The sequence below is a fragment of the Sphingomonas sp. IC-56 genome, assembly GCF_021043375.1.
Taxonomy (GTDB): domain Bacteria; phylum Pseudomonadota; class Alphaproteobacteria; order Sphingomonadales; family Sphingomonadaceae; genus Sphingomonas.
This window is the reverse complement of the sequence record NZ_JAJNDV010000004.1, coordinates 237,248-261,949: the sequence shown is the minus strand read 5'-3', so window position 1 is coordinate 261,949 and position 24,702 is coordinate 237,248. Positions and strand designations below refer to the sequence as shown.

The following is a 24,702-nucleotide window of genomic DNA, read 5'->3' as shown; positions in this document are numbered from 1 at the left end:
TCCATCGGTCATGCGCGGCGCGTCCAGCGTGCGAAGACGTCTGGCCAGGAGCGGCCCGGCGAGTCGGCGGGCAAGTGCATCGCACCGAAGCCGTGCCCACCCTTTTCGAGCAGATGCGCTTCGACGGGCACATTCGCGCGGCGGCAGGCGTCGATCATGGCGAGGCTCTGCGCCACCGGTACGGTTGCGTCATCCATGGCGTGGAGCAGCCAGACCGGGGGCGTCTCTGCGGTGACCCGATCGACTGGCGTGTAGCGGGCGAGCAGGGCGGGGTCCTTGTCGTCGCCCAGCAGCATGGAACTCGAGCGGCTGTTCAGCCCAGCGGTCGCGAACGACACCACCGGATAGACCAAGCCAGCAAAGGCGGGGCGCGCCGATTGCTGGTCGGCAGCGTCAAGCGGCGCGTAGACCCGGTCGGCATGCCCAACCGCCATCATGGCGCCGAGATGCCCGCCGGCGGAGAAACCGAGGAGGCCGAGCCTTGCGGGATCGATCGCGTATTTGCCGGCATTGGCGCGGATCAGCCGCATCGCGCGCTGGGCATCCTGGAGCGGCACGTCGGCGCGCTTCGCCCAGCCCTCGCCGGGCAATCGGTAGGCGAGCACGAACACGGTGATTCCAAGCGGGTTCAGCATTGCGGCGACGTCGATCCCTTCGTTGCTCGCCGACACGAAGCCATAGCCGCCGCCCGGGATCGACAGCACCGCGCGCCCGTCGGGCTTCTTGGGGCGGTACACAGCGACATAGGGCCGGTCGATGCCGCGCAGCCAAAGCTCCGCGCCCTGATAACCGGCACGCTCGTTGCGAGGCGTGGGCAGAGGCGAGGGCGCGCCCGGCGGGTTGCCGGGCCAGAGCGGGAAGTGCTCGGCCGGTGGCCAGGCGAGCGGCGGGGGTGCCGACTGCGCCTGTGCGACGCCGGCCAGCGGCAAGCTGGCGGCGGCTCCCAGCAGCGTGCGTCGATCGATCGGCATGGCGTGTCCTCCCTTAGCCAAGGCGGCTTCTTTCGGGCGCGCCTCTTATCGCGCGAGGCTAGCGGAATATATCGGGCCGGCAATAGAGGGAGACGGCAGATGAAGCGCAGCGGCAATACGATCCTGATCACCGGTGGCGGCAGCGGCATTGGCGAGGCGCTGGCGCATCGCTTCCACGACCAGGGCAACACGGTGGTCGTCGCGGGGCGGCGGATGGAGGCTTTGGAGCAGGCCTGTGCCGGTCGGGCGAACATGCATGCGCTGACGCTGGACATCGACAGCGCGGATGGCGTGAAGGACTTTGCCGCGCGGGCGATTGAGGCGCATCCGACGCTCAACGTGGTGATCCACAGCGCCGGAATCATGCGGTTCGAGGCACTCGACCAGTCGCGCGATCTGGCGGATGCCGAGGCGACGATCGCGACCAATTTGCTGGGGCCGATCCGGCTGACCGACGCGCTGATCGATCATCTGGTGGCGCAGAGCGACGCGGCGATCGTGACGGTGACCTCCGGGTTGGCGTTCGTGCCGCTGCTCACGACGCCGACCTACAACGCGACCAAGGCGGCGATCCACAGCTACACCGTGTCGCTGCGCGAGGTGCTGAAGGGCAGGATCGAAGTGATCGAGCTGGCGCCGCCAGCGGTGCAGACCGGGCTGACGCCGGGGCAGGAGAACCGGCCGGGATACCAGCCGCTCGACGAATTTGCCGACGAGGTAATGGCGCTGTTCAATCAGGAGCCAACGCCGAGCGAGATACTTGTCGAACGCGTGAAGTTCCTGCGCAACGCCGAGGGCGAGGGGCGGTTCGATGCGACGGTGAAGCAGTTGAACGACTTCGCCACGGCGGCGCGCGAGGGGCAAGGGTAAATCATATCGCGCTCCCCTCCCTGTAAGGGAGGGGCCGGGGGTGGGTGCGAGGGAAGCGAGCCTGATTGCGCGGAGTAAAAGAAAAGGCCGAGGCATCGAGCCCCGGCCTTTCCAAAACCCACCCCTTGATCCCCTCCCTTGCAGGGAGGGGAAAGAAGGTCGGAAGGGCTTACTTGAAGAGCTTGGCCCAACCGCGCTTGGCGCGGTCCTTCCAGTGGCCGCGATGGTAGGCGTCCGATGCCAGCAGCGGCATGACCGAGCCGGCTTCGGCGAACACCATCTGCTCGATGCCGGTGTTGACCTTGCCCCAGCTTGCGGCTTCCTGCAGCGTCGAAGATGAGCAGGCGCCGTCGCGCACGTCGGCGACGGTGATCTGCACCGCATACTTGTGCACCGCGACATCGTCATGGCCGAGGATCTCGGCGCAAACGACAGTGTCCTGGATGAAGTTCTTCGGCACGCCGCCGCCGATCATGAGGAGGCCGGTGGTGCCGGCTTCGATCTTGATCTGCGTAAGCTCGCGGAAGTCCGCGACCGCGTCGATCATCAGGTACGGACGGCCTTCCTTGGCCGCGTCGACCTGGTGCTTGACCAGGCCGAAGCCAGCCGAGCTGTCGACGAACGCGGGGCAGAAGATCGGCACGTCATGCTCGTAGGCGAGCTTGACGAGGCTGTTTTCCTTCTTCCCGTGCTCGACGAGATACTTGCCCATCTCGCGGATGAACGCGCGCGAGCTATATGCCTTGGGCTCCAGCGATTCCGCGATCTCGAAGATCGTGTGGTCGACGTTCTGGAGCGCTTCCTCGTCGATATACGTGTCGTAGATGCGGTCGATATAGAGCGAGCGCAGCGTATCGTCGTCCGGGATCTCCAGCGCCTGATAGTGCTTGTGGCCCAGGCCTTCGAAGAAATCCATGTCGACGATGGTGGCACCGGTGGCGACGATGCAGTCGACCATGTTGTTGCGCACCAGCTCGGCATATAGGTCCATGCAGCCGCCGGCCGAGGTCGAACCCGCGATCACCAGGCAGACCGTGCAGTCCTTGTCGGCCAGCATCTGGTTGTAGATGCCGGTGGCGCGGCCGAGATCACGGCTGGTGAAGCTCATGTCCGACATCGCGTCGATGATCGGGCGCGCGTCGAACGACTTGATGTCGACGTGCTTCACTTCCTTCGAAAGCAGTTCCTGCTTGCGGGTATCGTTGATCGGCGCATTGGCAGCGGCCGTCTTGGTGAGGGTATCGGTCATGGGAACTCCCAAACTGTCCTATGCCCGCCGTCATTCAAGGGGACGCGGAAACCCATAAGCTTCCCTCCCGGCGAACCGGGAGGGAAGGAACCAGCAAAATCTGTTGGTGTTACAGCTTGACGACGTTGGTCGCCGCGACCGGATTTTCAACTCCGGTATAAAGCGAAGTCATCGGTTCATCGCCGACAATCACGGTCTCGTCCGATCCGAAGCCGTTGAACGCGGTGCGCATGGCCGAGCCGTAGGCGCCGAGCATGCCAATCTCGATATAGTCACCCGCCTGGATGTCGGCGGGCAGCAGGAACGGGCCTGCCATATGGTCGAGATCGTCGCAGGTCGGGCCGTAGAAACTAAACTCCATGTCCTTGGCGTTCGAATCCGGCTCGCGCTGCAACTGCACGGGAAAGCGCCAGCCGATATGCGCTGCATCGAACAGTGCGCCATAGGCGCCGTCGTTGATGTACAGCTCCGACCCACGGCGCCGCTCGACGCGCACGATCAGCGAACTGTACTCGGCGCACAGCGCGCGACCAGGCTCGGCCCAGAGTTCCGCCGAATAGGAGATCGGCAGGCTCTCGAACGCGCGGTGGATCGTCGCGAAGTAACGCTCGAGCGGCGGCGGCTCCATCCCCGGATAAGAGGACGGGAACCCGCCACCCACATCGACCACGTCCACGGTGACGCCTGCTTCGACGATGGCCGCGCGGACGCGCTCCATGGCATTGGAATAGGCCTCGGGCGACATGGCCTGGCTGCCCACATGGAAGCAGATGCCCAGGGCATCGGCGACCTGGCGGACGGCCATCAGCAGATCCTTGGACTCGCCAGGAGCGACCCCGAACTTGGACGCGAGGCTGAGCTTCGAGTGATCTGACGAGACGCGCATGCGCACGCACAAAGTCAGGTCTTCGGCCTCGTTGGTGGCGCGGACGATCTTTTCCAGCTCTTCCATGCTGTCGAGGCTGAACACCCGCACACCGTGCGTGTGATAGGCCTCAGCGATCGCTTCCTCCGCCTTGACCGGGTGCATGAAGCACAGGGTCGCTTCCGGCAGGGTGCGGGCGGCGAGCCGCACTTCCGCAATCGACGCGACGTCGTAATGCGTGATGCCGCTGTCCCACAGGATCTGCAGGAGGTCGGGAGAGGGATTCGCCTTCACGGCATACATCGAGCGGCCCGGAAACTTCTCTGCGAAGAAGCGAGCGGCACGCGACGCTGCGTGGGGGCGAGTCAGCGTAACCGGGTTCACCGGGCAGCGCTGGGCGATGTCGATGCCACGAGGGGCAGTCGAGAGGGGCGCTAACCCCAGCGCGCGAGGATGCTGGTGCAATTCAAGGGACCTCCAAATGCCTTGCGGCAAACATTGACGAAACAGCTGCCTTGCGGTTGGAAGTCCCATGGGGCAGCGGAAGGCGGCATTTAGGGGCGAGGTCCCCCCATGTAAAGCGATTCGAGATACGGTTTTTCACGGCGGGGATGAGAAGTGACTATTCTGCGACAACCCACCCGCGCCGGGGTTCGCGACGCAGCCGCCAAGGTGGCGGCGATCCTGCCGCAAACGCCTCTGCTGATTGAGGAATTCCGCGGCGTCGCCGTCGCTTTCAAAGCAGAATCCTTGCAGCCGATCGGGGCATTCAAGATCCGTGGGGCGTGGCACCGGCTGACTGCGCTGGACGAACAGGCGCGAGCGAAAGGCGTGGTGGCCTTTTCCTCAGGCAACCACGCCCAAGGCGTCGCCTGGGCTGCGAAGAAGTTGGGGATGCCGGCGATCATCGTCATGCCGGCCGATGCGCCAAGAGTGAAGCTGGAGGCGACGCTGGCGCTTGGCGCGGAGGTGGTGCGCTATGACCGCGCCACGGAGAGCCGCGAGGAGATTGCCGCGCGTCTCGCGGAGGCGCGTGGCGCGACGCTGGTGCCGAGCTTCGACGATCCCTGGATCATCGAGGGGCAGGGCAGCGCCGGCATTGAGGCGGCCCAACAGATGACGGCGGCGAAGTTGCCTGAGCCGTCGCATGTAGTGATCCCCTGTGGCGGCGGCGGACTTGCGGCGGGAGTCGCGCTGGCGCTGCCCGATGCGCAGGTAACGGCGGTGGAGCCCGAGGGTTGGGATGACATGCGCCGCAGCCTGGAAGCGGGGCGGATCGTGCCGGTCGGCGACGACGCGCCCGAGACCGCCTGCGATGCCCTCCAGACCAAGCTGGTGTCGCCGCTCACCTTCGGTGTCCTTGCCCGGCGACGCGCCACTGGCGTGACAGTGAGCGAGGCAGAGATCCGCGACGCGCAGCGCTGGGCTGCGGCGAAGCTGCGCATCGTGGTCGAGCCCGGCGGCGCGGTGGCGTTGGCGGCATTGCTTGCAGGCAAGGTCGACGTTGCGCCGGGTCTGTTGGTGATGCTGTCGGGCGGCAATGCCGATCCCGAAGCCTATGCGCGCGTGCTAGGGGGTGCTGCATGAAAGTTACTCCCATGGGCGCCGTGCTGGCCAATATCCTGAGCGTGGCCACGCGGGGGCTTGGCTACTTCCTCTACGCGCTGCTGTTCGCCATTTATCGGCGCGACCTGCGCTTCATCACGCTGTTCGCGTGCGTCGCGCTGGTAGCCGGCGCGTTTATCTGGTGGTGGTGGCTTTGATGATGGACCCTTCGCTCAACCCGATCATGCTGAGCATCGCGGTGCTGGCGATGTTCGCGCTGATCTGGGGCGGCGTCCGCACGCTGCGGACCGAGCGTACTCGCGGCGTGCTGATGCTGATCGCCGCGCTGGTGTTGCTCGGCAACCTGCTGATCTGGACGGTCTAGCGGCCTCCCCGGCTGGCGGGGAGGCGCAGAAGCTCACTTGATCGGCGAGTTCGGGTCGAGCCGCATGTCGAGATAATTGTCCACCGAGCCCATCAGCTGCGTCATCTCATGCTCGAAGAAATGGTTCGCGCCCGGGATGGTGTCGTGGTGGATGGTGATGTGCTTCTGGGTGCGCAGCTTGTCGACCAGCTTCTGCACTGCGCCGGGCGTGACGACTTCGTCATTCTCGCCCTGAATGATGATGCCCGACGACGGGCAGGGCGCGAGGAAGGTGAAGTCGAACATGTTGGCCGGCGGCGCGATCGAGATGAAGCCCCGAATTTCCGGACGCCGCATCAGCAGCTGCATGCCGATCCAGGCGCCGAAGCCGAAGCCAGCGACCCAGGTGGTCTGCGCTTCGGGGTGGAAGCTCTGCACCCAGTCGAGCGCGCTCGCCGCATCCGACAATTCGCCGATGCCGTTGTCAAACGTGCCCTGGCTCTTGCCGACGCCGCGGAAGTTGAAGCGCAGCGTCGCGAAACCGCGGCGCTGGAAGGTCTTGTAGAGCTCCTGCACGATGCGGTTGTTCATCGTGCCGCCCGCGTTGGGATGCGGGTGGAGGATCATCGCCACGGGCGCGCGCGGGCGCGGGGCGGGAGCGAAACGGCCTTCGAGGCGACCTTCGGGGCCGGGGAAAATGACTTCGGGCAACGCGAGGACCCTTCTGATCTGGAGACGCGCGGTGGAGCGCGGGAATTTGCGCGCTATATAAGCGCCGCGCCCTTTTGCGCAAATGGAACACGATTTTGGCCGAGCGCATCTACCTGGACCACGCCGCGACGACCCCGATGCTGCCGGAGGCGATGGCCGCGGTTCAGGCGGGAATGGCAGCCTGGGCGAACCCTTCCTCGCCGCATGCCGCGGGACGGGCGGCGCGCGCGCAACTAGAGGCTGCACGGGCGCGGATCGCGGCCGCCTATGGCTGGGCGCATGAGCTGGTGCTGACCGGTGGGGCGAGCGAATCGCTCCACATCGCGCTCACCCGCTCGCTGGCCGAGCGGCGGCTGATCACGGCGGTCGAGCATGACGCAGTGCTGCGCTTCTCCGAGGGTGCCGGCGTGCTGCCGGTAGATGGGCAGGGGCTGGTGCGCTTTGACGCCCTGCGTGCCGCCCTGGCGGGTAGTGAGCGTACCCTGGTGTGCATCCAGTGGGCGAACAGCGAAACCGGTGTGCGCCAGCCGATCGAGACGATTGCGGCAATCGTCCACGAGGCTGGCGGCATCCTTCTTGTCGACGCGGCGCAGATGCCGGCGCGGGCGGATGCGGCGGTGCTGCGTCAAGCGGACCTCGTAGCGGTTTCCGCGCATAAGCGTGGAGGGCCCCCTGGGGTCGGCGCGCTGCTGGTGCGGGACTTTGGCCTGTTGCTGCCGACCGGCGGGCAGGAAAAGGGCTATCGCGCCGGTACGGAGAACCTGCCCGGGGCGCTCGGCTACGCCACCGCGCTTGAGGTTGTGGAGGACCTTGGCGGAGTGACGGCGCTGCGGCAGCGGTTGGAGGCACGGATCGCCGAGGCAGGTGGGCGGATTGTCGGCGCCGGCACGCTGCGCAACCCGTTGATCGGCGCCTATCGCATGCCGGGTGTTTCTGCCGCCGCGCAGTTGATCCGCTTCGATCTGGCCGGCATCGCTGTTTCGGCGGGCAGCGCCTGTTCTTCGGGAAGCATGCGGCCCAGCCATGTGCTGACCGCAATGGGCTGGCAGGAGCCTGAACTGCGCGAAGTGATCCGCGTAAGCTTCGGCCGTTCGACCAGCGAGGCGGAGATCGACCGCTTCGCCGACCTGTGGTGCAGTATCGCCGCTGAAGCACGGGCGCGGGCGGCATGATCTATCTCGATTACCAGGCGACGACTCCGCTGGCGCCCGAGGCGCTGGCGGCGATGCTGCCCTGGCTTCAGAACAGCCATGCCAACCCGCACTCCGCGCATGCCCCCGGGCGCGCTGCGAAGGCGGCCGTTGAGGTCGCGCGCCAGCAGGTGTCGGCGCTGCTCCCGGCGGGCGGAACGCTCAGCTTCACCAGCGGCGCCACCGAGGCACTCAACTGGGCGATCAAGGGCAGCAGCGGTCCGATCGTCACCATCGCCACCGAACATGCCGCGGTGCTCGACACCGTTGCAGCAGAGGCGCGTAGGGGCAGGGAGGTGACGGTTCTTCCGGTTCGGCCGGACGGGATCGTAGACCTGGACGCAGCGCGCACCGCCATTCGGCCGGGCGTCGGCCTGGTCGCGGCGATGCTGGTCAACAACGAGATCGGCGTGATCCAGCCGGCCGCCGAACTGGCGGCGATGGCGCATGCCGCGGGTGCGCTGATGCTGTGCGACGCCGTGCAGGGCTTTGGCCGGGTGGCCATCCCCGCCGCGTGCGACCTTGTTGCCATTTCGGCGCACAAGATCCACGGACCCAAGGGCATCGGTGCGCTGTGGATCCGCGAGGGCGCGCGGATCGAGCCATTGATGCACGGGGGCGGGCAAGAGGCGGCGGGGCGGTCGGGCACCTTGTCCCCGGCGCTCTGTGCCGGGTTCGGTGCTGCTGCCGCGCTTGCGATCTCGCGCATGGAGGCTGACCGCGCGCATGTCGAAGCGCTGTTCGCCGCGGCGCGCGAGCGGATGGGCGGCTGGGCGCTCAACGGCGCGGCCGAGCAACGCTATCGCGGCAATCTCAACCTGCATCTGCCGGGGCTGGACGTCGCCCGGCTGATGTCCGACCTGCGTGGGATCGCTTTTTCCGCGGGTTCGGCATGTGCCAGCGGGTCGGGGCGGCCCAGCCATGTGCTGCGCGCGATTGGCTTAAGCGACGGTGAGGCGCGATCCAGCATCCGCCTGGGCTTTGGCCGCTACACGACGGCGGAGGAACTGGAGACGGCTTTGACCCGGATCGACACGGCGGCACGCGCGCAACGGATCGCGGCATGATCGAGGTTCGTTTTGTCACCGCCGATGGCAGCCGCACGCATAGTGCCCAGGGGGCGGAGGGCGATCGCCTGCTCACCGTGGCTCAGAACGCCGGCCAGCCGCTGGAAGGTACGTGCGAGGGGCAGATGGCCTGCTCGACCTGCCACGTGATCGTCACGCCGAAGGATTTCGGCCGACTGCCGCAAGCAAGCGAAGAAGAGGAGGACATGCTCGACCTCGCTTTGGGCGCAGTTCGCACCAGCCGGCTGGCCTGTCAAATCGTGCTGTCGCCCGAACTCGACGGGCTTACCGTGCAGATGCCGGGTGGTCACCGCGACATGCACGGGCGCTGAGGCGGCAAAACCGCAGCCTCTTGCCTCAGGCGCCGGCTTGGACCATATGCGCCGCGGGAGTCGGGCGGACGATGCCGTCGCCAACCCGGTCAGGTCCGGAAGGAAGCAGCCGCAACGATTTCGTGTCGGGTCGTTCCGGCTCCCACCCACGCAAGCCGCTGCGCCGACATCAGGTCCGCAGATGCGCTGCTCACAAAACCGAAATCTCCGGTCCGGTATGTCTGCACTAGGTGGTGCGTGCGCCGCTGATCCTTCGACAAACGGAGCCGCGCGTCCTACATAGGCCGCGATGTCCGAATCCCTTCTTGGCCTCGACGAACCGCCTCAAGCCCGGCAGGAGGCTTATCGCGTCCTTGCGCGCAAATACCGGCCGCAGACTTTCAGCCAGCTGATTGGCCAGGATGCGATGGTGCAGACGCTAGGCAACGCGATCAAGCGCGGCCGGCTGGCCCATGCGTTCCTGCTCACCGGGGTGCGCGGAGTAGGCAAGACGTCCACCGCGCGGCTGATCGCCAAGGCGCTGAACTGCGTCGGGCCGGACGGCGAGGGTGGGCCGACGATCGATCCATGCGGCGCGTGTGAGCCCTGCCGCGCGATTGCCGAAGGGCGCCATATCGACGTGATCGAGATGGACGCCGCCTCCCACACCGGCATCGACGACATCCGTGAGATCATCGAGGCGTCGCGTTATTCGGCCGTATCGGCGCGCTATAAGATCTACATCATTGACGAAGTTCACATGCTCTCCAAGGCAGCGTTCAACGGCCTGCTGAAGACGCTGGAGGAGCCGCCGGCGCATGTGAAGTTCCTGTTCGCCACGACCGAGGTGAACAAGGTGCCGGTAACGGTGCTGTCGCGCTGCCAGCGGTTCGACCTGCGGCGCATTCCGGCCGAGACTTTGGCCGAGCATTTCGCGCGCGTGGTCTCTGCCGAACAGGTCGAGGCCGAGCCGGGAGCGCTTGCGCTGATCGCCCGCGCGGCGGAAGGATCGGCGCGCGACGGTCTGTCCATCCTTGACCAGGCGATCGCGCATGCGGGCCTGGAGGGCGAGGGGGTGCGCACCGACGCGGTGCGCCAGATGCTCGGGCTGTCCGATCGTGGCGCGATGCGGGCCTTGTTCGGATTGCTGCTGGAGGCCGACGCACCCGGGGCGCTTGCCGCTTTGCGCGGGCAGTATGATCTCGGCGTGGATCCACAGGCGGTGCTGAAGACCCTGCTGGAGACGGTGCACGGGGTGACGCTGGCCAAGCTCAACAGCACGCCTGCGGCCGCGCAATCCGCTGAGGAACTGGCGGCGCTGCAGGAATGGGCAAGTGCGCTGTCATTTCCGGCGCTACACCGCCTGTGGCAATTGCTGCTGCGCGGGCATGACGAAGTCGCCAAGGCAGTGCTGCCCATCGAAGCGTGCGAGATGGCGCTGCTTCGCGTGATCCATGCCTCACAGCTGCCCGATCCGGGCGAGCTCGCCCGGCAGATCGCGTCGGGTGTGATAACGGCACCCGCGCCCGTGGCGCCGCAGCCCAGTGCCGCCGCCGATCCGGCGATGCCGGCGAGCATGGCTGCGCTTGCGGCGCATCTGGAAGAGAATAAGCGCTATCAGCTGGCGCAGCAGGTGCGCGACTATCTGCGCCCGGTGAAGTTCGACGGGGCGGATATCGAGTTCGGCGCTGCCCGGTCGCTGCCCATCGACTTCCTCAAGGAGCTTGGCGCGGCGCTGCGTGACACGACCGGCACCAATTGGCGCTTTCGCCAAGTCGAAGGCGCGACGGCGATGACCTTGCGCGAAGAGCGGGCCGCCAATGCGGAAGCGGAGCGCAACGCCGTGTTGAACTCCCCGCTGGTCCGCGCCGCGCGCGAAGCCTTTCCCGAAGCCGAGCTTGTCGGCTGGAGCAATCAACGGAGTAACTACGGATGAAGAGCCTAGAAGACATTATGGCCATGGCGCAGAACGTCCAGGCCGAACTCAGCAAGGCGCAGGAAAATCTCGACACAATCGAAGTTGAGGGTGCGTCGGGTGGTGGCCTCGTCAAGGTGCGTGCTTCGGCCAAGGGCCGCATCATCGGCATCGACATCGATGACTCGCTGCTCAACCCGTCCGAGAAGGGCATGCTAGAGGATCTGCTTGCCGCCGCATTCAACGATGCGCGCGCCAAGGCGGATGCGCAGTCGCACGAAGCGATGAGCAAGATGACCAGTGGCCTGCCGCTGCCGCCGGGCTTCAAGCTGCCGTTCTGATCTGTATCAGGAACAATCCTCCGACCTCCTCGGTTCGAGCCGAGAGGGAAACAGAGGAGAAAGTTCATGGTGGATCGTATTGTTGAGCGCACCGACGGCGTAAATGCTGAGCGCGTGACCGAAACCAACAGCGGCGGCACTGTCGTGGTCGAGCGCCGTGGCGGCGGTGCGGGCTTGCTGATCGGTCTGGCCGTGCTGATCTTGGTAGTGCTCGGCGCACTGTACCTGATCAACCAGAACAATCGCGAGGCGGTGAAGACCGACGCGATCACCGGCGCGGCCGAGAGCGTCGGCGATGCGGCCAAGGATGTCGGCTCCGCCGCCAAGGACGCGACCAAGCCGAACTGATTGAATGGCCTGCCGTCACCTGCTCATCAGGTGGCGGCGGGCTTTTTATCGCAGGCAGGCGTCCAGCCCGTCATTGCGGACCACTCCGATGCGTGCCGTGATCGAATTGCCATAGCGGCGGGTGTAGCCGCGCGGCGAGATGCCTGCCCGCTTCTTGGGCAGGGGAAGCACTGCGGCGATCTGCGCGGCCTCACGAGCGCTCATGCGCGAAGCGTCATGCTTGAAGTAGCGGATCGATCCCGCGTTCACGCCGTATGTGCCGATCCCCGTCTCGGCGACGTTGAGATAGACCTCCATGATCCGGCGCTTGCCCCAGATGTTTTCGATCAGGACGGTGAACCAGGCCTCCAGGCCTTTGCGGACATAGCCGCCGCCCTGCCAGAGGAAGACGTTCTTTGCGGTCTGCTGGCTGATCGTCGATCCGCCGCGGATGCGCTTGCCGCTCTGGTTGCGGCGATAGGCGGCCTGAATGGCGTCGAAGTCGAAGCCGCGGTGCTGGCAGAAGCGGGCGTCCTCTGCAGCGATGACTGCGCGGGGCATGGTGCGGTCGATGCGGCCAATCGGCATCCAGCGCTTCGTCACGCCGTGGCCCTGCACGACGTCTCCCAGCATCGTCAGGGTGATGGGCGGATTGACGAAGCGGGACAGCACGACGAGCAGCAGCGAGCCGATCAGGAAGGCTAGCACCAGCTTGGCCAGCATCTTGGCGACGCGGAAAAACAGGGAGCCACGCTTTCTGGAGGCCGCTGGAACCTTGCCGCTCTGGGTGGTGTGCTGCCGATCAGTCATGCGGATCGCTTGCCGGATCAGGGCTGGCGGGGCAACTCCTACCGGCGCTGCTCGAAGTCAGGGTCCTTGCCGCTGAGGACCAAGGCTGCGATTGCGGCTGCTGCAAGCAGCGCCGCGAGTGCGAGCCAATAGCCGTAGTGCCAGTTGACGTTGATCATCGAGGCGGCGGCTTGTTCCACCTCCGAAACGGCGGTGGCGCGGGTCTTGGATGCTTGTTCCAGCACGGCGGCCTTGGTGTAGCGAGAGGTGCCGAGCCAGATGAACAGGAGGGCGGCGGCAGTGGTGGTGAGCGACAGGCCGGCGGTGGTCCGGCCGCGGCGCAGGAAGGCGATGACCAAGCCCATGACGAGCGCGGTAATCGCGATCACAAGGTACAGGTTCCACTCACCGGTGGCCGGGGTACGGCCTGGCAGTTCGGAGGTGAACTTGCCGGCGGCCAGGCCGAAGCCGGTTGCCGAGACCAGCGTGTTGTTGGAGCAGGATACGCTCATCCAAGGGAGCAGGAAGGCGAGCAGCGCCACCGCCTTTGGTATCTTGATCCAACGCCACATGAAAAATGCCCCCGGCTTTTACACCGAGGGCATTCTATTGAGGCTACTGGACCCTGTCCAACACAGTCGGGAAGGCGATCAGTGGGCGGCCAGGAGCCGCTTCTCGCCGGCCAAGCGCATCATCGCCTTTTGCAGCTTTTCGAAAGCACGGACCTCGATCTGACGGACGCGCTCGCGCGAAACGCCATAGACCTGGCTGAGCTCTTCCAACGTCTTGGGGTCATCGGTCAGGCGACGCTCGGTTAGGATGTGCCGCTCACGCTCATTCAGGTCGCCGAACGCTTCCTGGAGCATCGTGTGGCGGACATCGGCCTCCTGCGCCTCGGCGACGGTCTCGTCCTGAAGCTGGCTGTCATCCTGCAACCAATCCTGCCACTGGCCCTCGCCATCCTCGCGCATGGGCACGTTGAGCGACGTGTCGCCGCCCATCGCCATGCGGCGGTTCATCGAGGTGACTTCTTCCTCGGTCACGCCCAGATCGGTGGCGATCTTGGCGAGGTGCTCGGGGGACAGGTCGCCATCCTCGAACGCGTCGAGCTTGGCCTTCATGCGGCGCAGGTTGAAGAACAGCTTCTTCTGTGCAGCCGTGGTGCCCATCTTCACGAGCGACCAGCTGCGCAGGATGAATTCCTGGATCGAGGCGCGGATCCACCACATCGCATAGGTGGCGAGGCGGAAACCTCGGTCCGGTTCAAACTTCTTCACGCCCTGCATCAGGCCGATATTGCCCTCCGAGATCAGCTCGGACACGGGCAGGCCATAGCCGCGATAGCCCATGGCGATCTTTGCCACGAGACGCAGGTGCGAAGTGACCAGCTGAGCCGCCGCGTCGGTGTCGCCATGCTCCTGGAAGCGTTTGGCGAGCATATATTCCTTCTCAGGGCTCAGGATCGGAAATTTCTTGATCTCGGCCAGGTAGCGATTGAGGCTCGCCTCACCGCCGAGAGCGGGGATCGTCGCTGGGACGTTGCTGCCGCTAGCCATGATCACATTCTCCCTTCAGATGGCCCACCAGCTTTGCAAGCGGTGAGCCAGAAACTCATACGATGAGTTTGTTGAACAGTTCCTGCATGTCAGCAGGCATTTCGCTTTCGAACGCCAAAGCGTGGCTTTTCACCGGGTGGATGAACCCGAGATGCGCCGCGTGCAAGGCCTGGCGCTGGAAACCCAGCGTTGCCAGCAGTCCGCGATGGGCGGGCCGGTTGCTGCCATAGACCGGGTCGCCGAGCAGCGGATGGCCGATCGACGTCATGTGCACGCGCACCTGATGCGTTCGCCCGGTTTCCAGCCGGCACTCTACCAGCGACGCTTCGCGCAGCGGCTGAAGCTGCCGCCAATGCGTGGTCGCATGCTTGCCTTGACCCACCGGAACCACCGCCATTTTCTTGCGGTTGGTGGACGAGCGGGCCAGGTTCGCGTGAACCGTGCCGGTCGACGCCGATGGACGCCCCGCCACGATCGCCTTGTAGCGCCGGTCGATCGAGTGAACCTTGAACTGGCGCGCCAGCCCTTCGTGCGTGCGGTCGTTCTTGGCCGCGACCATCAGGCCCGAGGTGTCCTTGTCGATGCGGTGGACGATGCCGGGCCGCGCTACGCCGCCGATGCCGGACAGCTGCCCGGCGCAGTGGTGGAGCAGGGCGTTGACCAGCGTGCCGTCGAGGTTGCCGGCGGCGGGATGGACGACCAGCCCGGCCTGCTTGTCGATGACGATCAGATGCTCGTCCTCGAACACCACGTTCAGCGCAATGTCTTGCGCTTCGTTATGCGCGGGCTCGGGATCGGGTATTGCGACGCTGAAAACGGTACCGGCCGCCGCCTTGCGAGCGGGATCGCGGGCGAGGCCATCGGGCCCGGTCACCGCGCCTGACGAGATCAGCACCTTGAGCCGTTCGCGCGACAGGACGGGCACCGCCTCGGCAAGCGCACGGTCGAGCCGCCAGCCATGCGCGCCCTCCGAAATGCGCGCTTCGATGATGGAAACCCCCCGGTTCATTGTGTTAACAAGATGGGAATGGCGTGTAGGATTTCAAGCGCGATACTGGAGGCCATCCGGCGGGAATCCGCGATCGTTGCGCCTGAGGAAGGATGCGGGCTGCTGTTCGGGACCCCCGAACAGGTAAGTGGCTGGCAGGCGACGCGAAATGTATCGGACCAGCCCGAGCGGCGCTTCGAAATCGATCCCGCCGCCCTGTTCGCCGCGTTGCGGGCGGAGCGGGCAGGCGGTCCCAGACTGATCGGTTATTGGCATTCGCACCCGAGCGGAGACCCGACGCCTTCGCGTACCGATGCGGAGATGGCGCAGGCCGATGGCAAGCTGTGGCTGATCCTTGGGGACCGCTTCCGCCTGTGGCGGGCGGGCGGGACAGGATTGCACGGGCGGTTCGAGGAAGTGGCGATGGAAATCGGCTGAAGCGGGCAAACGCCGCCGGAACGTTCCGGGCCCGCAACACGTTAGCCTTGCTCCCTTCCACACATGGAGCGCTTACCATGCTTTGGACTCTTGCGATTATCCTTCTCGTGCTTTGGGCACTCGGCTTCCTGGCGTTCCACGTCGCCGGCGGCCTGATCCATATCCTGTTGGTCGTGGCGATCATCGTCGGGCTGATCCAGCTCTTCTCTGGCCGTCGCGCGCTATAGCATGACGAAGGCGTCCCCGGTGCGCGCTGCTTGCAGCTTGGGCCTTGCTGGGCCAAAGAAGCCGCTGGGGACAGCCGGAGCCGAAATCCTTTGAACATCAGCGCAACCGATTTCGCCAGCCTGCTTTGCTCAAGGCTGTGCCACGACCTGCTGAGCCCGGTCGGGGCGCTTAACAACGGGTTGGAACTGCTCGCGGACGAGCATGACCCGGAGATGCGGGCGAGGGTGCTCGAACTATTGAGCGAGAGCGCCAAGGCGTCCGCCAACAAGCTGAAATTCTTTCGCCTAGCGTTCGGCGCCGCGGGCGGCTTTGGCGAAACCGTCGACACGCGCGAGGCGCAGGCGGCCATCGAGGGGCTGTTCGGCGACAACCACCGCGTCAAGATCGGCTGGATGGTCGAGGACCCGGTGCTGCCCAAACAGGCGATCAAGGTCCTGTTGAACCTGGCGCTGATCGGCGGCGACGCGCTGATCCGCGGTGGGCAGCTCGACATCGGCGCTGAGATCTCCGACGGAAACATGGAGATCGTGGTGCGCGCCGATGGGCCGCGCATCGTGCTCGATCCCGAGCTGCGCAGTGCGTTGGCAGGGGGCAGTGCCGACCTGCCGATCACGCCGCGCGCGGCTGCGGCCTATCTGGCGCACGCGCTGGCGACGCAGAATGGCGGCGTGCTGCAGGTGAGCCCGCCGGAATCGGATGTTCTGCTGTTCGGCGCGAGCTTCAGCGTCGCCTGATCCCCATCATCGGGGAAGCATTTGTACGTCATATCGAACGCGACATGCGGACGGTCCCGAGCCTTTGGGTGACGGCGCGTTAACCCTGTCCGGCTAGCCTGCGGGTCCATTTTGAAGGACTCTGCGTGCTCGCGATCTATTCCTGTTTGCGCGATCAGCATGATTTGCGCCTGGTGCTTCTCGCCGGGCTGATCTGCATCGCGTCGACGGCGACGGCGGTGTGGCTGTTGCGCCAGCTGCCCCAGTTGGCCGGACGCGACCGGCGCATTGCGACACTGGCAGCCGGTGCGGCGACGGGCACGGGGATCTGGGCTACGCACTTCGTAGCGATGCTGGGCTTCGATCCGGGCATCGCAACCGGGTACCAGGTGGTGCTGACGCTGCTGTCGCTGGCCGTGTCGATCGTGATGGTCACCGCGGGTATCCACGTCGCGGTCGAACGGCGCGCACGCTGGGCGCTGCCGCTGGGCGCGGCGATGATCGGCATCGGCATCGCCGCGATGCACTATACGGGCATGAAGGCGGTGCAGTTCCAGGGGTGGCTGGCGTTTTCGCCCGCTTACGTGCTGGCGTCGGTTGCGTTTGCGATCGCGCCGGTGATCCCTGCGCTGAGCCTGACCTTGACGCGCAGAAGCACTCGGTCGGCCGTTGGGGCTGCGGCGCTGCTTACAGCCGCCATCCTGTTGCTGCACTTCACCGGCGTGGCGGCGAGCAGCGTCGTGCCATCCGCCGAGATCGGGACGCCGGGGCTGGCGATCCAGGCGCCGGGCATGGCCCTGTCAGCCACGCTGGCGGCGCTGGCGATCCTGAGCATCGCCATATGGGCGGCCCGCGCGCGCATGCGGCGCGAGCAGCGGCATCGCAGCACGTCGGATTCGGCATGGGCCGCAGTGGTCCGCTCCAGCCTGGCCGCCGAGCTGGATCTGGAAGGCAGGGTTTTGTGGGCGAATGACCGCTTTCTGGAGACCCTGGGGCATACAGCCGAAACGCTCTTCGGGCAGGACCACAGCATCTTCTGTAGCGCCGACGAAGCCGAGAGCGGTTCCTATGCGGCGTTCTGCGCCCGGCTGATCGAGGGCGGAGTCGAAGCGGGCACCTATCGCCGGGTCACGGCGGACGGCACGATCGTGTGGCTGAACGCGACCTATAATCCGGTGTTCGCGCCGAGCGGGCGGCTGGAGCGCATCCTGAAGATCGCCACCGACGTGACGGCGGTGAAGCATGCCGAGGCGGAGGCGAATGCGACGCTGGCTGCGCTCAACCGGAGCCAGGCCGTGGTCGAGTTCGACCTGGACGGCGTGGTGCTGAACGCCAATGACAATTTCCTGACCCTGACGCGCTATGCGCGCGAGGATGTGGTCGGGCGGCACGAGGCGATGTTCTGCGCCGCCGAGGAGCGCGGCGGGGATGCGCCTCGTGCGCTGTGGGCAACGCTGCGCCAGGGGCTTCCCGCAAGCGGGGTGTACAAGCGGATCGGGCGCGACGGGCGCGAATTGTGGTTGCAGGCCAGCTATAGCCCCGTGCTGGACCCCGACGGGCGGCCGGTGCGCATCACCCAGTTGGCGACCGACGTCACCGCCGACCGGATGCGCACGGCCGAGCTGAAGGCGATCTCCACCGCCGTCGACGGCAGCCAGGCGACCATCGAGTTCGCGCTGGACGGCACCGTGCTGGAGGCCAACGCCAATTTCCTGGCCATCATGGGCTTCACCCGCGACGAAGTGCTGGGGCAGCATCACCGGCTGTTCTGTGGGCCCCTGGAGGCAGAGAGCGCGGGCTATGCCGAGTTCTGGCGCAAGCTGTCGAGCGGAGCGCATGACGCTGGCGTGTACAAGCGGCGCACCAGGGATGGCGGCGACGTGTGGTTGCAGGCGACCTATACGCCGGTGCTCGACCCCGAGGGGCGGCCGCTCAAGGTGGTGAAGTTCGCCACCGACGTGACCGCGGCCAAGCTGCGCGAGGCCGATTTCGAGGCGCGGACGGTGGCGATGGACCGCAGCCAGGCAGTGATCGAGTTCGCGCTGAACGGTACGGTGCTGCACGCCAATGCGAACTTCCTGGACGCGATGGGGTATCGGCTGGACGAAGTGGTGGGGCGGCACCACCGGCTGTTCTGCGCGCCCGAGGATGCGGCATCCGAGCGGTACCAGCGCTTCTGGGAGAAGCTGGGCACGGGGGCGTTCGACGCCGGCGTGTACAAACGCCGGTCCAGGGATGGGCGTGATGTGTGGTTGCAGGCGACCTACAATCCGATCCTGGATCCGGACGGCAGGCCGGTCCGGATTGTCGAGTTCGCGATGGACATCACCGAGGCGACCGAGCGCGGCGCTGAGGCGCAGGGGCAGGTGCATGCCATCGGCCGCAGCCAGGCGGTGGTGGAGTTCGATCTTTTCGGGCGCATCCTGGCCGTGAACGATCAGTTCCTGGCGGCGGTCGGCTATCGAAGGGCAGACCTTGTCGGGGCGCAGCACGCCATCTTGTGCCCGCCAGAGGTGGTTTCGTCCGATGGGTATCGCGCGTTCTGGCAGCGGCTGGCGCGCGGGGAGATCGAGAGCGGCCGCTTCCGCCGCATCGGCGCGGACGGGCGCGACGTGTGGATCCGTGCGACCTACAGCCCGATCCTGGATGCCGAGGGACGGCCGTGCAAGATCGTCAAGATCGCCAGCGACGTGACCGCGCAGGTGGAGCTGGAAGAGGAACTCCAGAGCCGGCTGGCCGAGAGCGAGCAGCTCCAGCAAGAGCTGGAAGGGCGGCGCGAGGCGTTGCAGGGGACGATGGCAGAGCTGGAGACGATCGTGACCACGATCGGCAGCATCGCCGCGCAGACCAACCTGCTGGCGCTGAACGCGACCATCGAGGCGGCGCGGGCTGGGGAGGCCGGGCGCGGTTTTGCCGTGGTGGCGAGCGAAGTGAAGAAGCTGGCTAACGATACCCGCACCGCGACCGAGCGCGCGACCGGCATGATTGCCGAGCGGTATGAGCGCGGCGGCTACGGGCAGGTGGGCTGAAGCCCGGCTAACGTGGAATTAACCCTCCAACGCCCATGACACGGGCGCATATTTGCGGGGCCCCATGGACGATCTGCTTCAGGAATTCATTGCCGAAACGCGCGAAACGCTGGAAGCGTTGTCGGGCGAGATCGTCGCGTGGGAGGCGCATCCCGAGGACAGCGCTCGGCTCGATGCGATTTTCCGCTTCGTACACACGGTGAAGGGAAGCTGCGGCTTTCTGGACCTGCCGCGGCTGGGGCGGCTGAGCCATGCCGCAGAGGATGTGCTGGCGCAGGTGCGCGTCGGCGAGCGGGTGCCCGATCGGGCACTGGTGAACTCCGTGCTGGCGGTGGTGGACCGCATTGGCGAGCTGGTCGAGGCGATCGAATCGGGGGCGAGCCTGGACGCGAGCGGGGATGAATTGCTGATCGCGGCGCTTGCGGAGGGCACGCAGGAAGTGGCGCAGGCGAGCGGGCCGGCCGCCCCGCGGGCGGCGGCGCGCAGCGTCCGGCTGAACGTCGATCTGCTCGACCGGATGATGTCGGGCATGTCCGACATGGTGCTGGCGCGCAACGAACTCGCACGGCGGCTGCGCCAGGGCGACATCGATCCGGCGATCGAGGCGGCGCTGGAGCGGCTGTCGATGACGGTGGGCGAAATGCGCGACACGGTGACGCGCACCCGCATGCAGAAGATCGACGCGCTGTTCTCCGCATTGCCGCGCATGGTGCGCGACACGGCGGCGGGGCTGGGCAAGTCGGTGACGCTGCATGTCGACGGATCGGACGTCGAGCTTGATCGCGAGATGATCGAAGTCATGCGCGATCCGCTGGTGCACATCATCCGCAATTCGATCGACCATGGCATCGAGGCTCCGAACAAGCGCCGCGCGGCTGGGAAGCGCGAGAATGGCCGGCTGAGTGTCGCCGCGCGCCAGTCGGGCAACCAGATCATCATCGAGATCGCCGATGACGGGCGCGGCATCGATACCGAGAAGCTGATCGCCAAGCTTGTGGCGAGCGGGCGCGACGAGCAGCAGCTGCGCCGCCTTTCCGACCGCGCCAAGCTTGGCCTGATCTTTGAGCCCGGGCTGTCGAGCAAGGATGAGGTCAGCGAAGTTTCAGGGCGCGGCGTCGGCATGGACGTGGTGCGCGCGGCGATCGAGCAGATCGGCGGGCGGATCGAGCTGGACAGCGTGCCCGGCAAGGGGCTGCGCATCGCCATCCACGTGCCGCTGACGCTGTCGATCATTTCGGCGATTGTGGTGGGCGTGGGCAGCCAGCGTTTCGCGATCTCCCGCCAGGCGATCGAGGAAATCGTGACCGAACGCAGCGACGCGATCCGCATCGACACGCTGGGCGGCACCCGTGTCGCCACCGTGCGCGACCGGCGGATGCCGGTGATCGACCTGTCCACGTTGCTGGGCGTGGAACGCTCCGAGGAGGGCGTCGCAAGCGGGATGCTGGCGATCGTGAGCGTGAGCGACGGCAGCTATGCGCTGGCGGTCGACACGGTGCTGGACAATGAGGAGCTGGTGGTAAAGCCGGCTTCGCCCGCGGTCATGTCGACCGGGCTTTATGCCGGGCAGACGCTGCCCGACAGCGGGCTACCGATGCTGATGCTGGACTGCGCCGGCATGGCACAGGTCGCGGCGCTCGATTTCAGCCGCGATGCAAGCGAGGCGTTCGACGAGGAGGCGCCCGCGCAGGAGCCGGTGGGGACGCCGGCCTTGCTGTTCTGCGACCTGGACGGGGTACGGCGCGCGGTGCCGCTGGAGGCGGTCGACCGCGTCGAGCAGGTCGAAGGTTCGGCAGTGCGCTTCGCCGCAGGCCGGTTCCGAGTCACGATCGATGGGCGTATCCTGCCGCTGGCGGCACAGGGATCGATTCAAGGCCGCGACAAGCTGAGCGTGCTGCGCCTGAAGGATGGCGACAACGAAGTAAGCTACGCGATCGACGAGGCCATCGACATCATCCTGCTGCCCGAGGAACTGGTGCCCGCGCGCGAGCCGGGGCCGATTGCCGGGGTCGCGCTGATCGATGGCGAGCAGATCGAGTTGCTCGATATCCTGTGGGTGTTTGACGAGCATGCCGACCGTGCCGGCGACGCGAGCGGGGCGCCGCTCTGCCTGATCGCCGGCGACAGCGACGGGTGGATGCGATCGTTCGTGCGGCCGTTGCTGGAAACCGCCGGCTATCGCGTAGTGACCAGCCTGAACCCGGGCGATGTGCCTGCCGTGGTGCTGGCCGCCGAAGGCGATGTGCCGCGCGAGGTGGCCGAGGGGCCGCTGGTGCGGCTGCGCCGGCGCCGATCGGCCGCGGGCGTCGGGGATGACAGCGTCTATCGCTATGACCGCGCAGGGCTGCTTTGCGCGCTGGAGGCTCGCATGGCGGGCGGAGGGCTGCGCTGATGTCGAACCTGTATCTGATCGCCCATGTCGCCGGACGCACCGTGGCGATCGATTCCGACCAGGTGGAGTCCGTGGTCGATATTGGCGAAGTGACGGCGGTGCCGCGCGCGTCGCGCCATGTGCGCGGACTGGCGGCGCTGCGTAGCCGCGTGGTGACGGTGGTCGATACCCAGTCGGCACTGGGGCAAGAAGGCCAGTCGGCGGCCACCCGCGCAGTGATCACGCAAGTGGACGGGCACCACTACGCGCTGTTGGTCGACCAGCTGGACGATGTCGCACCGTTCGAGTTGCGTCCGCTGGGGGGCGGTGTGACTCTGGACAAGGCGTGGCGCGCGGCGGGGCGGGGCATCGTCGAGCGTGACGGCGAGCCGATCCTGGCGATCGACCTGGCCGCGCTGGTGCCAGGGCAATCCACCGCGCACTGAAGTTTTTGCGGCTTAACCCCGCCTTATCGCTTCGTAGCCACTATGAATAATAAGACACCGGAAACCGGGAACAGGGAACAGCATGAAGACTTGTCTCGTCGTTGACGACTCCAAGGTTATCCGCAAGGTCGCGCGGCACATCCTTGAAACGCTGAACTTTCAGGTGCGCGAGGCCGGTGACGGCCGCGAGGCGCTGGACGCGTGCCTGGAAACGGCACCCGACGTGATCCTGCTCGACTGGAACATGCCGGTGATGAGCGGCATGGACTTCCTGCGTGCGCTGAAGGACTCCGACATTCCCCAGCGGCCCAAGGTCGTGTTCTGCACCACCGAGAACGGCATGGCCTATATCCGCGCCGCGATCGAAGCTGGCGCCGACGAATATGTGATGAAGCCGTTCGACCGCGAGACGCTGGAAAGCAAGCTGCAGATCGTCGGCGTCGCCTGATCCTGACGGCGGGAAGCTGACGTGGCGTACAGCCAGCCCAGAGCGGTGCTTCCAGATGTGCGCGGCGCCACCAGGCCCGCGCAGATCCTCATCATCGATGACTCGCTAGTGGCGCGCTCGGTGCTGGGCCGGATGGTTGCGACGAGCGGCCGTTTCGAGGTTGCAGCCGCGCTGAGCGGTGTACCCGCGGCGCTCGACTATCTGCAGGCGAACCGCGTCGACCTCATTTTGCTCGACATCGACATGCCCGGTATCGACGGGCTGACTGCCTTGCCCGATGTGATCCAGGCGGGGCGTGGCGCCAAAGTGCTGATCGTATCGTCCTCCGCCGACGAAGGCGCCGCCGCCTCGGTGCAGGCGCTGGCGCTTGGCGCTGCCGATACGCTGGTGAAGCCAGGCATCGGGGCGTTTGGCGGCCGTTTTTCCGACGTGCTGTGCGAACGGCTGGCGCGGCTGCTGGACTCTCCGGCAGAAATCCCCGTGAGTCTCACGAAGAGTCCGGGGCCAGTGGCCACGCCGGGCGACTTCGACGTGGTGGCGATTGGTGCTTCGACGGGCGGCATTCACGCGCTTGGCCATTTGCTGCGTGGCATCCCACAGGATTTCCGCGTGCCGATCCTGGTGACCCAGCATCTGCCGATCTCGTTCATGGGCTATTTCGCCGCGCAGCTGGCAGTGCTTGGCGGACGCCCCTGCGACGTCGCAACCGACCGGATGCGGCTTCGCCCGGGTCGGATCATCATCGCTCCTGGGGACGCGCATATGCGCGTGGCGCGCATGACGGACGGCGTGGCCATCCGCCTGACCGAGGAAAGGTCTCGTAGCGGCTGCATGCCGTCGGTCGACCCGATGTTCGAAACGATCGCCGAGGTGTTCGGCGCGCGTGCGCTGGGCGTCGTCCTGAGCGGCATGGGGCGCGACGGTTCGGAAGGCGCGAAGATGCTGTTCGAGCGCGGCGGACGCGTCTTCGTGCAGGATCGGGAAACCTCAGTGGTCTGGGGCATGCCCGGTGCCGTGGCCAAGGGCGGATATGCGACCGCAGTGTTGCCGCCCGACGAAATCGGCCAGCTGATCGCCCGGGGAGGACGCCCCGCGTGAAGGTTTCGCTGACGCCTTCTGCCAGTGGCTCATCCAGTGCCATGAACATGATTGCGGCGCTGCTGGAGCAGCGTGCGGGCCAGCAGATCGCCGCCAATCGCGCCTGGCGGATCGAGACCGCGCTCAAGCCGTTGCTGCGCACGCGTGGGCTGAAGACGCTCGACGAACTGGTCGCGCAGTTGATTGCCTCGCGCACCGGCGAGCTCGGCGACCAGGTGGTCGATGCGCTGCTCAATCAGGAAACCAGCTTTTTTCGCGATGCCGCGGTGCTTGACATGGTGGCTGAGGCGGCGCGAGCGTTGCAGGCGGCGAACCCGGATCGCAGACTGCGTATCTGGTCGGCGGGCTGTTCGACCGGGCAGGAGCCGTTGAGCCTGGCGATGCTGCTTGCGGAGAAAGGGATGATGGACGGCGCACTGGCGCCCGAGATCGTCGCCACCGACATTTCGCCCGCGGCGCTCAGCCGAGCGCGGGCCGGGCGGTATTCCCAGTTTGAGATCCAGCGCGGTCTGCCGGTCCGCCGGATGATGCAATGGTTCGACAGCACCGGCGGCGACTGGGTCGCGAAGCCCGAACTCGTCCGGCGCATCCAGTTCCGGCAGCACAACCTGACGGCCGACTGCGCGCCGCCTGGGCGGTTCGACATGATCCTGTGCCGCAATGTCATGCTGTACTTCTCGACCGCAGTGCGTCGGCAGGTGTTCGACATCCTGTCGAGCGCGGTGCGGCCGGGCGCGCTGCTGGTGCTAGGTGCAGGCGAGACGGTGATCGACCTGACTGAGCATTTCAGCCCCAGCCCGGCGTTTCGCGGCTTCTATGCGGCGGCGCAGCCCGATGCGCCGCCACTGGCCACCGGCACGCACTGATCGGCG

The 24,702-nt window shown here is 66.4% G+C and carries 27 protein-coding genes and 1 other RNA gene; 20 read left to right on the top strand and 8 right to left on the bottom strand.

What is annotated here, in order from left to right; translation table 11 throughout:
- Positions 1-8 precede the first annotated feature (8 nt).
- Positions 9-971: an alpha/beta hydrolase gene (locus tag LQ953_RS07970; protein WP_231030178.1), complete on the bottom strand. Its 963-nt coding sequence runs from the start codon at positions 969-971 to the stop codon at positions 9-11.
- 99 nt (positions 972-1,070) lie between these two features.
- On the opposite strand from LQ953_RS07970, the gene LQ953_RS07965 reads away from it, so the two are divergent.
- A complete protein-coding gene (locus tag LQ953_RS07965) occupies positions 1,071-1,841 on the top strand; it encodes an SDR family oxidoreductase (protein WP_231030177.1) in 771 nt (256 codons plus the stop codon).
- Positions 1,842-2,010: 169 nt separating this feature from the next.
- Here LQ953_RS07965 and LQ953_RS07960 read toward each other — a convergent pair whose 3' ends face one another.
- Positions 2,011-3,090 carry a 1,9-bis(guanidino)-5-aza-nonane synthase gene (locus tag LQ953_RS07960; RefSeq protein WP_231030176.1) on the bottom strand — a complete coding sequence of 360 codons (1,080 nt, stop codon included), beginning with the start codon at positions 3,088-3,090 and terminating at the stop codon, positions 2,011-2,013.
- Positions 3,091-3,199: 109 nt separating this feature from the next.
- The gene (locus tag LQ953_RS07955) at positions 3,200-4,420 is read right to left on the bottom strand and encodes a type III PLP-dependent enzyme (RefSeq protein WP_231030175.1); all 1,221 of its coding nucleotides are present in this window, start codon (positions 4,418-4,420) and stop codon (positions 3,200-3,202) included.
- 153 nt (positions 4,421-4,573) lie between these two features.
- On the opposite strand from LQ953_RS07955, the gene LQ953_RS07950 reads away from it, so the two are divergent.
- Genes LQ953_RS07950 through LQ953_RS07940 form a run of 3 tightly spaced genes read left to right on the top strand, consistent with a single transcriptional unit; the run spans position 4,574 to position 5,885 of the window.
- A complete protein-coding gene (locus tag LQ953_RS07950; protein WP_231030174.1) occupies positions 4,574-5,542 on the top strand; it encodes a threonine ammonia-lyase in 969 nt (322 codons plus the stop codon).
- Positions 5,539-5,718: a hypothetical protein gene (locus tag LQ953_RS07945; RefSeq protein WP_231030173.1), complete on the top strand. Its 180-nt coding sequence runs from the start codon at positions 5,539-5,541 to the stop codon at positions 5,716-5,718. Before LQ953_RS07950 ends, LQ953_RS07945 begins: the two co-directional genes overlap by 4 nt.
- The gene (locus tag LQ953_RS07940) at positions 5,718-5,885 is read left to right on the top strand and encodes a hypothetical protein (protein ID WP_231030172.1); all 168 of its coding nucleotides are present in this window, start codon (positions 5,718-5,720) and stop codon (positions 5,883-5,885) included. Before LQ953_RS07945 ends, LQ953_RS07940 begins: the two co-directional genes overlap by 1 nt.
- 33 nt (positions 5,886-5,918) lie before the next feature.
- On the opposite strand, the gene LQ953_RS07935 is transcribed toward LQ953_RS07940, so the two are convergent.
- Positions 5,919-6,575 carry an alpha/beta hydrolase gene (locus LQ953_RS07935; protein ID WP_231030171.1) on the bottom strand — a complete coding sequence of 219 codons (657 nt, stop codon included), beginning with the start codon at positions 6,573-6,575 and terminating at the stop codon, positions 5,919-5,921.
- A gap of 95 nt (positions 6,576-6,670) precedes the next feature.
- On the opposite strand from LQ953_RS07935, the gene LQ953_RS07930 reads away from it, so the two are divergent.
- The 7 genes from LQ953_RS07930 (at position 6,671) to LQ953_RS07900 (ending at position 11,747) form a co-directional block, all read left to right on the top strand.
- Positions 6,671-7,747 (top strand): cysteine desulfurase family protein, encoded by a 1,077-nt coding sequence (locus LQ953_RS07930; protein ID WP_231030170.1) that lies wholly within the window; start codon positions 6,671-6,673, stop codon positions 7,745-7,747.
- Positions 7,744-8,832 (top strand): cysteine desulfurase family protein, encoded by a 1,089-nt coding sequence (locus tag LQ953_RS07925; protein ID WP_231030169.1) that lies wholly within the window; start codon positions 7,744-7,746, stop codon positions 8,830-8,832. Before LQ953_RS07930 ends, LQ953_RS07925 begins: the two co-directional genes overlap by 4 nt.
- Positions 8,829-9,164, top strand: coding sequence for a 2Fe-2S iron-sulfur cluster-binding protein (locus tag LQ953_RS07920; protein ID WP_231030168.1), 336 nt, complete (start codon positions 8,829-8,831; stop codon positions 9,162-9,164). The genes LQ953_RS07925 and LQ953_RS07920 overlap by 4 nt, the downstream gene beginning before the upstream one ends.
- Positions 9,165-9,216: 52 nt before the next feature.
- An RNA gene (gene ffs / locus LQ953_RS07915) (signal recognition particle sRNA small type) lies at positions 9,217-9,314 on the top strand.
- A gap of 139 nt (positions 9,315-9,453) precedes the next feature.
- Positions 9,454-11,079 (top strand): DNA polymerase III subunit gamma/tau, encoded by a 1,626-nt coding sequence (locus tag LQ953_RS07910; protein WP_231030167.1) that lies wholly within the window; start codon positions 9,454-9,456, stop codon positions 11,077-11,079.
- Complete coding sequence (locus tag LQ953_RS07905; protein ID WP_231030166.1) at positions 11,076-11,399, top strand: YbaB/EbfC family nucleoid-associated protein; 324 nt, start codon at positions 11,076-11,078, stop codon at positions 11,397-11,399. Before LQ953_RS07910 ends, LQ953_RS07905 begins: the two co-directional genes overlap by 4 nt.
- A 66-nt stretch (positions 11,400-11,465) precedes the next feature.
- Positions 11,466-11,747, top strand: a complete 282-nt coding sequence (locus LQ953_RS07900; protein WP_231030165.1) for a hypothetical protein — start codon at positions 11,466-11,468, stop codon at positions 11,745-11,747.
- 45 nt (positions 11,748-11,792) lie between these two features.
- Here LQ953_RS07900 and mtgA read toward each other — a convergent pair whose 3' ends face one another.
- The 4 genes from mtgA to LQ953_RS07880 form a co-directional block, all read right to left on the bottom strand.
- Positions 11,793-12,449 (bottom strand): monofunctional biosynthetic peptidoglycan transglycosylase, encoded by a 657-nt coding sequence (gene mtgA / locus LQ953_RS07895; protein ID WP_231030238.1) that lies wholly within the window; start codon positions 12,447-12,449, stop codon positions 11,793-11,795.
- A gap of 125 nt (positions 12,450-12,574) precedes the next feature.
- Positions 12,575-13,087 (bottom strand): hypothetical protein, encoded by a 513-nt coding sequence (locus LQ953_RS07890; RefSeq protein WP_231030164.1) that lies wholly within the window; start codon positions 13,085-13,087, stop codon positions 12,575-12,577.
- A gap of 78 nt (positions 13,088-13,165) precedes the next feature.
- The gene (rpoH, locus tag LQ953_RS07885) at positions 13,166-14,071 is read right to left on the bottom strand and encodes an RNA polymerase sigma factor RpoH (protein WP_231030163.1); all 906 of its coding nucleotides are present in this window, start codon (positions 14,069-14,071) and stop codon (positions 13,166-13,168) included.
- A 55-nt stretch (positions 14,072-14,126) separates the two neighbouring features.
- The gene (locus tag LQ953_RS07880) at positions 14,127-15,080 is read right to left on the bottom strand and encodes an RluA family pseudouridine synthase (protein ID WP_231030162.1); all 954 of its coding nucleotides are present in this window, start codon (positions 15,078-15,080) and stop codon (positions 14,127-14,129) included.
- Positions 15,081-15,098: 18 nt separating this feature from the next.
- Here LQ953_RS07880 and LQ953_RS07875 point away from each other — a divergent pair, with 18 nt between their 5' ends.
- The 9 genes from LQ953_RS07875 (at position 15,099) to LQ953_RS07830 (ending at position 24,696) form a co-directional block, all read left to right on the top strand.
- Positions 15,099-15,497 carry a M67 family metallopeptidase gene (locus LQ953_RS07875; protein WP_231030161.1) on the top strand — a complete coding sequence of 133 codons (399 nt, stop codon included), beginning with the start codon at positions 15,099-15,101 and terminating at the stop codon, positions 15,495-15,497.
- Between the two features lie 77 nt (positions 15,498-15,574).
- A complete protein-coding gene (locus tag LQ953_RS07870) occupies positions 15,575-15,724 on the top strand; it encodes a lmo0937 family membrane protein (protein WP_231030160.1) in 150 nt (49 codons plus the stop codon).
- Between the two features lie 90 nt (positions 15,725-15,814).
- A complete protein-coding gene (locus LQ953_RS07865; protein ID WP_231030159.1) occupies positions 15,815-16,459 on the top strand; it encodes a histidine phosphotransferase family protein in 645 nt (214 codons plus the stop codon).
- A gap of 125 nt (positions 16,460-16,584) precedes the next feature.
- Positions 16,585-19,467: a PAS domain S-box protein gene (locus LQ953_RS07860; protein ID WP_330999395.1), complete on the top strand. Its 2,883-nt coding sequence runs from the start codon at positions 16,585-16,587 to the stop codon at positions 19,465-19,467.
- A 64-nt stretch (positions 19,468-19,531) separates the two neighbouring features.
- Positions 19,532-21,859, top strand: a complete 2,328-nt coding sequence (locus tag LQ953_RS07850) for a chemotaxis protein CheA (RefSeq protein WP_231030158.1) — start codon at positions 19,532-19,534, stop codon at positions 21,857-21,859.
- Positions 21,859-22,284 carry a chemotaxis protein CheW gene (locus LQ953_RS07845; protein WP_231030157.1) on the top strand — a complete coding sequence of 142 codons (426 nt, stop codon included), beginning with the start codon at positions 21,859-21,861 and terminating at the stop codon, positions 22,282-22,284. The genes LQ953_RS07850 and LQ953_RS07845 overlap by 1 nt, the downstream gene beginning before the upstream one ends.
- 82 nt (positions 22,285-22,366) lie before the next feature.
- Positions 22,367-22,732 (top strand): response regulator, encoded by a 366-nt coding sequence (locus LQ953_RS07840; RefSeq protein ID WP_231030156.1) that lies wholly within the window; start codon positions 22,367-22,369, stop codon positions 22,730-22,732.
- 84 nt (positions 22,733-22,816) lie between these two features.
- A complete protein-coding gene (locus LQ953_RS07835) occupies positions 22,817-23,830 on the top strand; it encodes a chemotaxis protein CheB (protein ID WP_330999399.1) in 1,014 nt (337 codons plus the stop codon).
- Between the two features lie 41 nt (positions 23,831-23,871).
- The gene (locus LQ953_RS07830) at positions 23,872-24,696 is read left to right on the top strand and encodes a CheR family methyltransferase (protein ID WP_231030155.1); all 825 of its coding nucleotides are present in this window, start codon (positions 23,872-23,874) and stop codon (positions 24,694-24,696) included.
- Positions 24,697-24,702 lie beyond the last annotated feature (6 nt).

Excerpts from the sequence above, each read along its gene's own strand:
- LQ953_RS07970 (WP_231030178.1), bottom strand. The coding sequence starts at position 971 with ATGCCGATCGATCGACGCACGCTGCTGGGAGCCGCCGCCAGCTTGCCG.
- LQ953_RS07965 (WP_231030177.1), top strand. The coding sequence starts at position 1,071 with ATGAAGCGCAGCGGCAATACGATCCTGATCACCGGTGGCGGCAGCGGC.
- LQ953_RS07960 (WP_231030176.1), bottom strand. The coding sequence starts at position 3,090 with ATGACCGATACCCTCACCAAGACGGCCGCTGCCAATGCGCCGATCAAC.
- LQ953_RS07945 (WP_231030173.1), top strand. The coding sequence starts at position 5,539 with ATGAAAGTTACTCCCATGGGCGCCGTGCTGGCCAATATCCTGAGCGTG.
- LQ953_RS07940 (WP_231030172.1), top strand. The coding sequence starts at position 5,718 with ATGATGGACCCTTCGCTCAACCCGATCATGCTGAGCATCGCGGTGCTG.
- LQ953_RS07925 (WP_231030169.1), top strand. The coding sequence starts at position 7,744 with ATGATCTATCTCGATTACCAGGCGACGACTCCGCTGGCGCCCGAGGCG.
- LQ953_RS07920 (WP_231030168.1), top strand. The coding sequence starts at position 8,829 with ATGATCGAGGTTCGTTTTGTCACCGCCGATGGCAGCCGCACGCATAGT.
- LQ953_RS07910 (WP_231030167.1), top strand. The coding sequence starts at position 9,454 with ATGTCCGAATCCCTTCTTGGCCTCGACGAACCGCCTCAAGCCCGGCAG.
- LQ953_RS07905 (WP_231030166.1), top strand. The coding sequence starts at position 11,076 with ATGAAGAGCCTAGAAGACATTATGGCCATGGCGCAGAACGTCCAGGCC.
- LQ953_RS07900 (WP_231030165.1), top strand. The coding sequence starts at position 11,466 with ATGGTGGATCGTATTGTTGAGCGCACCGACGGCGTAAATGCTGAGCGC.
- mtgA (WP_231030238.1), bottom strand. The coding sequence starts at position 12,449 with ATGCTGGCCAAGCTGGTGCTAGCCTTCCTGATCGGCTCGCTGCTGCTC.
- LQ953_RS07890 (WP_231030164.1), bottom strand. The coding sequence starts at position 13,087 with ATGTGGCGTTGGATCAAGATACCAAAGGCGGTGGCGCTGCTCGCCTTC.
- rpoH (WP_231030163.1), bottom strand. The coding sequence starts at position 14,071 with ATGGCTAGCGGCAGCAACGTCCCAGCGACGATCCCCGCTCTCGGCGGT.
- LQ953_RS07880 (WP_231030162.1), bottom strand. The coding sequence starts at position 15,080 with ATGAACCGGGGGGTTTCCATCATCGAAGCGCGCATTTCGGAGGGCGCG.
- LQ953_RS07875 (WP_231030161.1), top strand. The coding sequence starts at position 15,099 with ATGGCGTGTAGGATTTCAAGCGCGATACTGGAGGCCATCCGGCGGGAA.
- LQ953_RS07870 (WP_231030160.1), top strand. The coding sequence starts at position 15,575 with ATGCTTTGGACTCTTGCGATTATCCTTCTCGTGCTTTGGGCACTCGGC.
- LQ953_RS07850 (WP_231030158.1), top strand. The coding sequence starts at position 19,532 with ATGGACGATCTGCTTCAGGAATTCATTGCCGAAACGCGCGAAACGCTG.
- LQ953_RS07845 (WP_231030157.1), top strand. The coding sequence starts at position 21,859 with ATGTCGAACCTGTATCTGATCGCCCATGTCGCCGGACGCACCGTGGCG.
- LQ953_RS07840 (WP_231030156.1), top strand. The coding sequence starts at position 22,367 with ATGAAGACTTGTCTCGTCGTTGACGACTCCAAGGTTATCCGCAAGGTC.
- LQ953_RS07830 (WP_231030155.1), top strand. The coding sequence starts at position 23,872 with ATGAACATGATTGCGGCGCTGCTGGAGCAGCGTGCGGGCCAGCAGATC.